This is a genomic window from Vibrio sp. FF145, from assembly GCF_041439075.1.
Taxonomy (GTDB): domain Bacteria; phylum Pseudomonadota; class Gammaproteobacteria; order Enterobacterales; family Vibrionaceae; genus Vibrio; species Vibrio tasmaniensis_A.
Map to the genome: position 1 here is coordinate 28,665 of NZ_JBGONH010000053.1, position 6,960 is coordinate 35,624.

Genomic DNA, 6,960 nt, shown 5'->3' on the forward strand with positions numbered 1-6,960 from the left:
AAAATAACTAAATAACTAAATAACTAAATAACTAAATAACTAAATAACTAAATAACTAAATAACCACGATAAGCCCTAGCACAACGCTAGGGCTAACTATACTCTGGTTTAACAAAGCTCTTCCCACTTCAATACGATTAGCTCATCGAGTGAAGCCCAATCATATTGCCTTCCGTGTCACTCACTACACTGATAAAACCATGCTCACCAATGTCCATTTTGGGTACTTGTAGCGCGCCACCATTGGCCGCTGCCAAACTGGCTTCTGTGGCACAATCCTCACAAGAGAAGTAAACCATGGTGCTGTTGCCTCCCGCTTTTACACCGGACATCTTACATAAAGCTCCTGTGGCGCCATAGTTCCCCATATCGCAAGGAAATACCCACATCTCAACTTCGATTCCGGTTTCATTGTCTAACTTATCCAGCGTCACTTTAAACACTGATTCATAAAAAATTTTTGCTCTCGACATGTCATCAACATATATTTCAAACCAACCAATCGGATTCATTTGCATAACGTTATCCTCAGCTGTCGCTGCTTGTTCGCCCTTAATCAGCATAGTCAAAATTGAAAAATTTATAGCCGAGGAATGACATGAGAGGGGGTTATGTTTCTTTAGATATAGTCCAGTAGAAATTGCAAAGCCTTGTTTGAAGGAGGTCCAAACAAGGCGCAAGTTAGTCGCTCTTATATATCGCTCTGTATCTCATTCACAGCGACATCTAGAGTTTGTAAATTATCATTATGAGTTGCGACTCCGATCATCAAGATCTTACCGTCGGTATAATAGTCATGATCTTCATTCATTACTTCCACCGTTGCTAATGGGTACTTGTCTAGCTCAATATCTGGTAATGACGTTCGTATCTGATTAGCAAGCCTATCTCGCTCTTCATCAACATTAGGGTCAATGTTATGCAGTATGGTCACAATGCCTGAGTAAGGGGTGACTTTAAGGCCATCATCATAGCTGATTGCACCTAACCACTGAGGCTGGTTAGTTTGAACATCAACACCAGCACGCCACCAGCGAATGTGGCTGCGCTTCATCAAATTACCCGGCAATTGAAACGCCATATTTTGTGGCTTGTCTCGCCAATATAAATCGGACACAGGTGGTGTTTTGTCTCTAAGCAATGCGAGATAACCAGCCCATTCAATCTCATTTCGAGAGAACGTCTGATTCTCTATCCAGCCTAATTGCTTCATTAAGTCTCTTGGGGTTGCTCCAACATATAGTACGTTGATAGCTTGTGCCGAGTAGAACGAAGATTTGCCTGGGAACGCTTTATAGGTAACTGAATTCCAGTCGACTTTGTCAATTTGAGCCGTCTCTGGTTGATTCTGAAAGTCATCGGCTTTCCAAAAAAAGTGGGCGTAGTTCGCAAACAATACCCACGCCAACAACAGCGCACTCGACTTAAGTACCAAGCGTCGCCACTTCATTCGATAACCAATAATGGTGAAAACCGATACTGCGAACACACCGACGATCAAGCTATTATGCTCAGAGATAAATATCTTAAGACTATTAAGCCACTGGAAGTTTTCAACGCCGTGCGCCAGTAACATGCCCCAAGCAATGAACTGTCCACCACCAAGAGCCAAGCCGAACAACGCCAACACACTAAAATTACGCCACCGTACACGATGCGAGCCAGCTATAAATGGCACAACCCAAGCAATAGGCCCTAATAAACGAGCAAAAAGAATGATGTATGTGCCTTTGCGAGCAACCAGATAGCGGCAGCGCGCAATTAATCTTTTGGTTTTAGGGCGAAACTTAATGAGCCTTCGTTGCGCTTTCGCACCGTATTTATAACCAATGAAATAACTGAGTTGGTCACCAAGCAAGCCACCTAGCATCACCAAAACCAACGCCATCCATGCACCTGAATACAGTTGAAAGCCCGCTGCGATAAAGAAGGGCTCTCCCGGTACAAATAGGTTTGGGCCAATGAGAGCATCACCCAATGCCCCCAGAAACAGCCCTAGTCCATCAAACATAACAACCTCAATACTTACTGTTCTTTGTAGTGACCAAACTTGTAGTTCATCTCGTTGTTACGCATTTCGCCTTTGAAGAAGCGTCTTACATTGGCTTTAAGATAAGTTGAGCCTGTCTTCACAACGCCATCTTGGTCTAAACGACGTGGGTCAAAACCAAAGGTCATATTCAGGAATCTAAATCGCCATGTTTTGCTCGCACGTTTTACGTAGTCACAGTCTTCACACAGGACGATCTCTTCATCGAAACCGCCGATCTCATCATGCGCTCGTTTAGTCGAAAAAATACAGGCGCCAATCGCCGTCGGGAAAAAGAACTGGGTAGTAAATAAGCCTGCGTTAAATAGCCCGTAACCAAACTTGTGTACAAGCGGCAGACCTTTGGAACTCATGTACACACCCGCCACTTCAAGCTTCTTCTCCTCTAATTCATAAAGCGCTTTCGCAAGGAAGTTTCGAGACAAACTCACGTCGGCATCTAAGAAAAGGATTCGGTTGTACTGCGCTAATGAAGCGCCTGTGTTTCTGCCAAGGCTCACACCGCGATTCTCCATATGATGAACAGTTAATTTTGGCAACGCGTTTTCATAAGCTTGCGCCACTTCTCTGGTGTTATCTTCACTGTTCGAGTCGACAACAATCACCTCAAATTCTTGATGGGTTTGCACACTCAACTCTTCCATTAAGCGGCTGATGCGTTTCTCTTCGTTTAGCGTAATTACGACAATGCTTACCGGTTCCATATTTTCACCTATTCATTCTGCTGTTTAATTACCACTAAGATTAACCAACCAAGCCTTAACCAAGTCTTAGGCAAACATTCATTTTCCGTTCATTAACTTGATGATTTAGCAACGCTATCAATAGATAAGATAGGCAATGTAAAAGACGATAAAATGGGGTAAATAAGCGCTAGTGAACGTTTTATCTCCAAACGAATCATTTATCGAAGGAAATTCACTTTGAGATGGGCTTCTGACTTGCTCAGATTTGAATGTGATGTTAGTATCCGCGCTCGCTTAAGCATGAACTCGTTTATGCCTAAGCTTTACCACATACTCAAGGTCGCATTGAGGTGTGAAGTTAATTTTTACTAATTTGAGAGTAAAACTATGAAATTTGAAGCAGTAGTACGTACTGAACTAGGTAAAGGTGCGAGCCGCCGCCTACGTCACGCTGGTAAATTCCCAGCTGTAATCTACGGTGGCGAAGCAGCAGCTGTAGCTATCGAACTTGTTCACGCTGACGTGATCAACCAAATGGATAAGCCTGAATTCTACGAAACAATCACTCTAGTGATTGACGGCGCAGAAGTTAAGGTTAAGCCGCAAGACGTTCAACGTCACGCGTTCAAGCCTAAAGTTGAGCACATGGACTTCATCCGTATCTAATTCCCGACCAAGGAATAAGATTGGATTAATCCAGCCTTCTGCATAGAAAAGATAATCGATCTTACCAGTCGAGAAATCTAGAAATTCGAAACCCCGATGCTACCAACATCGGGGTTTCACCGTTTCTGAGCCCTCTAAAATGCCCAAAATCTCGCGCAATACACTGAAATCAATCAACTTTCCCCTCCCCTATTTTGTCCCTATATTTTCTAGGTGGATTAAGGGTGGACGAAAGGTGGACTTATACAGTAGTTTTTCTAACACAAAGACTAGACCGCTTTTTCGCTAGGCTCCGCACACTCACTTTTCAAAACATAACACTGAGCCTCCCTGGCCAAAAATCATGGATTCGATTCCGAATTAGCGAATAAAGAGGAGTAATATTAGGATGGTTGTGGAAGGTTATCGTGCATTTACAGGGTCAAGCGGCCTGATTGCCCGACTTTCCTTAGGCTCTTCTTTCTAGAGCGTTCGTAATGTCTTTTTTGAGTTCCTCAGAAAGGCGTTCGAATTGTTTTGGTACAATCAAACCTTCCTCGCACATTTGCATGAGTTGGATAAATGCTCGGCTTCGAGAATGGCCATCAAAAATAAGCTTCATTTGCTTTTGAGATTCTTTGGAGTACTCGCACATAAAGTGAAACCTTTCCCCTACAGATTCTGATTCATCAGTAATCGCTTTGATGGCTTCATCTAGCTGACGAGTACAAAACAGTTGCGCAGCTTCACTCTTTATCTCGCAAAAGATTTTCCAATCAGACTCTTTGATATTCATACAGACCTCCACAAAGTGTTACGTCTTAGGGTAGAACATTACGGCGTTTAAAGGACGTGAACGACGCGATTACCCAATAGTAAACAGAGCGCTGTTAACACGAAATCTATTCTTTCATTTGAGTGTTCTATAGCTGTAACTAGTAGCCGGCTTCCAATACCCTTGTTCTGGTAATTTCGATTTCACTTGATGCTAAGAAATACAGGCATAAAATTTGGCCAGAGGTACATATAAGAATCACTCTTAAACGATTTATTATGTGCGTTTCTGAAGATTAGCGACATGATGCTTATACTTCTTCTCACGCCAAAACCATATTGCATAACTTAAGGGGATAGCACCAATCGAGCTCCAGAAACCACTCATTAATACATCGGTAGTTTGTATCCACCCCCAAGCTGTTTCTGACATAAACAACGGCTCAATACTTCGACCGACCATCACGCCTAAGATTGCTGGAAATGATGTACGAGCAGTAAATTTGAGACTTCCTTTTTTCCTCTCTAGCTTCCATTTTGAAAACTCGATATCAGGATCTTTCACTATTGCCTCCATAAGATAATTTGCCTGAAGCACATAATGCCTAATTGAGTCGCTGACAACACTACCTATACACTCAAACCTACGACCGAAATCACTGAAACTAATCCAAGTAGAAAATTACAAGCGTAACTGTCTGCTTAAATGCTTGTCATGGCGCAATTTGCAACACCTGTGGCGATTTACTACAATATAGATACAAACTAAATTAGGAGACATATTATGGCTACTGCAAGTGTACGTATTGACCAAGATCTTTTTGATAAGGCTGCGATAATGGCTAAAGCACTAAACCGCACTACACCAAAACAAATTGAGCACTGGGCTAAAATCGGGAAAATGATGGAAGACAACCCCGATCTACCTTATGAGTTCGTAAAGCAAGCAGTCATAGCAAAAGCTGAGAAGGAAGCAGGTAAATTAGAGGCTTACTCTTTTGACTAAGATTACCAACATTCTTCAGACACCTACTTTTAAGAAGGCGGTCAAGAAATTACACAAGAACCAAAAAACGGATCTAGATAATGCTATTCGAGCCCTTATGGAAGATCCGCATCTTGGTGAGCAGAAGAAAGGTGACCTGTTTTTCTTGAGAGTGCATAAATTTAAGGTGGTTAAGCAATTAACATTGCTCGGTTATAGCTATGAAGATGGTACTGTAACTCTCGAACTAATAGCTCTCGGCTCGCACGAAAATTTTTATCGAGATATGAAGAAAATATATTGATTCAATGTGATCGAAAATATCCTTGCCCGTCTGAGCCATACTCGTTTGTTGAACGAAGCCGCTACGCGGCAGAGTAAAACAGCTACCATCCATACTCTTGTAACGCTATAACTCTCCTTATGAACAACACCTTACTAACCTTAAACTGCAAGGTAAACGACCTGCAACTATTGATGCCTATTCTCGTGCGGTTCGTCGAAAGGCATTTGATAATAAGGAGATGTGACGACGAAAGAAACGAAAAACAGCTAACTGGTTGATAAGATTGCTATCGCAACCTTATCTTGACCTCGCTCGCCTTGAGAAAAGCCTCAAAGCGATGTGCCCTTCAAGTTCAATCGTACAATTTACTTAATAAAGTGGCTTCGGGCTTGTTCAACACTTGGGATTTAGTGTTGACTACGCAACACCTTAATCCTTATTCGTTATGTGTATATTCTACCTTAGTGCTTTAAAACCCACCTCAAATGAGACAAACTTATCATTAGTTTCTTTCAAGTATGAACTAAACGATTTTTCTGTAAAAAATTTAGCATCAACTTCTGAGTACTCATGTTCATTTATATATAGCCTTGGAAAATCATCAAAAACACTCATTCCTCTAGAGGAAACATTTATACAAAATGAATATCTATTAGCGTTAACAACTCGATTACCATTACGCTCTGAGAAGCCTATTGATGGATAGCCTTTCTTAAATAAGACCTCCGAATATAAATCAATCACCTCAACGCCTAAGCTATCTATTTTTTCATTAAGTTTATTTTTTTCTATATAGTTTAACAAAACTCCTAGTTCGTTTTGTAGAAGGCAGTACTTAAGCTGTACATAGTACTGATTGTGGTCATTTTTAAACCTAGTAATTAAATATATTTCATCAAACGGTGAACTTTTTATTTCTTTTGATACTAACTTATCAAAAAATACACTAACAAAATTTTGCCTATCAAACTTAGTAAATATATTTTCCTTATCATAAACGACTAAAGCTGATTGATTCACATTAGCGTTATACTTCAGGAACTTCCTTGACTTTTTTCTAATTGTTTGCAGTAAAGACTTTTTATAGTCCTGTAGCGTATAGTTAGGATGCATCAAAATTTTCGTATCAAATGGCTCACCCGGCTTTGCTTGAGAAAAATATTTAACATCTTGTACTTTTAGTTTTTCCTTATCATCTTTGTGAACATAATTACCGTGCTCCAAAATTTCATATGCATAGTTATCTTTATTTTTTAATCGTGCTGATGTGCCATCGAAGTACAACTCAGTAATTTCCACACCTACATCAACCTTTCCTATCGATCTAGCATCATATTTCAATATAAAATCTGGCTGTTCACTTTTGCATATTTCACAATATTTACTTTCTTTAAAAATACGAGACAGAATATTTTCTTCTTCTCTATCTTTTTTCTCTCTCATAAAATTACCTTTAACGATCAATTTCCCCGATACACATAGACATAATGACCCCCACGAAAGGTGCTAGCCTCCAATATCGTGGGTTAGCTTA

9 protein-coding genes and 1 pseudogene are annotated in these 6,960 nt (G+C 40.6%); 4 read left to right on the plus strand and 6 right to left on the minus strand.

Annotated features, from left to right (window positions below):
* Positions 1-137 precede the first annotated feature (137 nt).
* The 3 genes from ACED42_RS17690 to ACED42_RS17700 all read right to left on the minus strand — a co-directional run bounded on the left by ACED42_RS17690 (position 138) and on the right by ACED42_RS17700 (position 2,754).
* Positions 138-518 carry a VOC family protein gene (locus tag ACED42_RS17690; protein ID WP_102495889.1) on the minus strand — a complete coding sequence of 127 codons (381 nt, stop codon included), beginning with the start codon at positions 516-518 and terminating at the stop codon, positions 138-140.
* 173 nt (positions 519-691) lie between these two features.
* Positions 692-2,011: an LssY C-terminal domain-containing protein gene (locus ACED42_RS17695; RefSeq protein ID WP_371703573.1), complete on the minus strand. Its 1,320-nt coding sequence runs from the start codon at positions 2,009-2,011 to the stop codon at positions 692-694.
* 14 nt (positions 2,012-2,025) lie between these two features.
* Complete coding sequence (locus ACED42_RS17700) at positions 2,026-2,754, minus strand: glycosyltransferase family 2 protein (RefSeq protein WP_371703575.1); 729 nt, start codon at positions 2,752-2,754, stop codon at positions 2,026-2,028.
* A 369-nt stretch (positions 2,755-3,123) separates the two neighbouring features.
* Between ACED42_RS17700 and rplY the strand changes: the two genes are divergently transcribed.
* A complete protein-coding gene (gene rplY, locus ACED42_RS17705; protein ID WP_009847093.1) occupies positions 3,124-3,402 on the plus strand; it encodes a 50S ribosomal protein L25 in 279 nt (92 codons plus the stop codon).
* A 448-nt stretch (positions 3,403-3,850) separates the two neighbouring features.
* Here the strand turns inward: rplY and ACED42_RS17710 are convergent, their stop codons facing one another.
* On the minus strand, positions 3,851-4,177 hold the full coding sequence (locus tag ACED42_RS17710) for a hypothetical protein (RefSeq protein WP_009847094.1): 327 nt from the start codon (positions 4,175-4,177) through the stop codon (positions 3,851-3,853).
* A gap of 255 nt (positions 4,178-4,432) precedes the next feature.
* Positions 4,433-4,753, minus strand: coding sequence for a hypothetical protein (locus tag ACED42_RS17715; RefSeq protein ID WP_122046750.1), 321 nt, complete (start codon positions 4,751-4,753; stop codon positions 4,433-4,435).
* Between the two features lie 186 nt (positions 4,754-4,939).
* Here ACED42_RS17715 and ACED42_RS17720 point away from each other — a divergent pair, with 186 nt between their 5' ends.
* The 3 genes and pseudogenes from ACED42_RS17720 to ACED42_RS17730 all read left to right on the plus strand — a co-directional run.
* Entirely contained in the window at positions 4,940-5,161 is a 222-nt protein-coding gene (locus ACED42_RS17720; RefSeq protein WP_009847096.1) for a hypothetical protein, read from the plus strand.
* Entirely contained in the window at positions 5,154-5,444 is a 291-nt protein-coding gene (locus ACED42_RS17725; protein ID WP_371703576.1) for a type II toxin-antitoxin system RelE/ParE family toxin, read from the plus strand. The genes ACED42_RS17720 and ACED42_RS17725 overlap by 8 nt, the downstream gene beginning before the upstream one ends.
* Before the next feature lie 103 nt (positions 5,445-5,547).
* Positions 5,548-5,643, plus strand: a pseudogene (locus ACED42_RS17730) (integrase); the annotation flags it as partial.
* Positions 5,644-5,882: 239 nt separating this feature from the next.
* Here ACED42_RS17730 and ACED42_RS17735 read toward each other — a convergent pair.
* The gene (locus ACED42_RS17735; protein WP_371703578.1) at positions 5,883-6,869 is read right to left on the minus strand and encodes a hypothetical protein; all 987 of its coding nucleotides are present in this window, start codon (positions 6,867-6,869) and stop codon (positions 5,883-5,885) included.
* Positions 6,870-6,960: the final 91 nt, after the last annotated feature.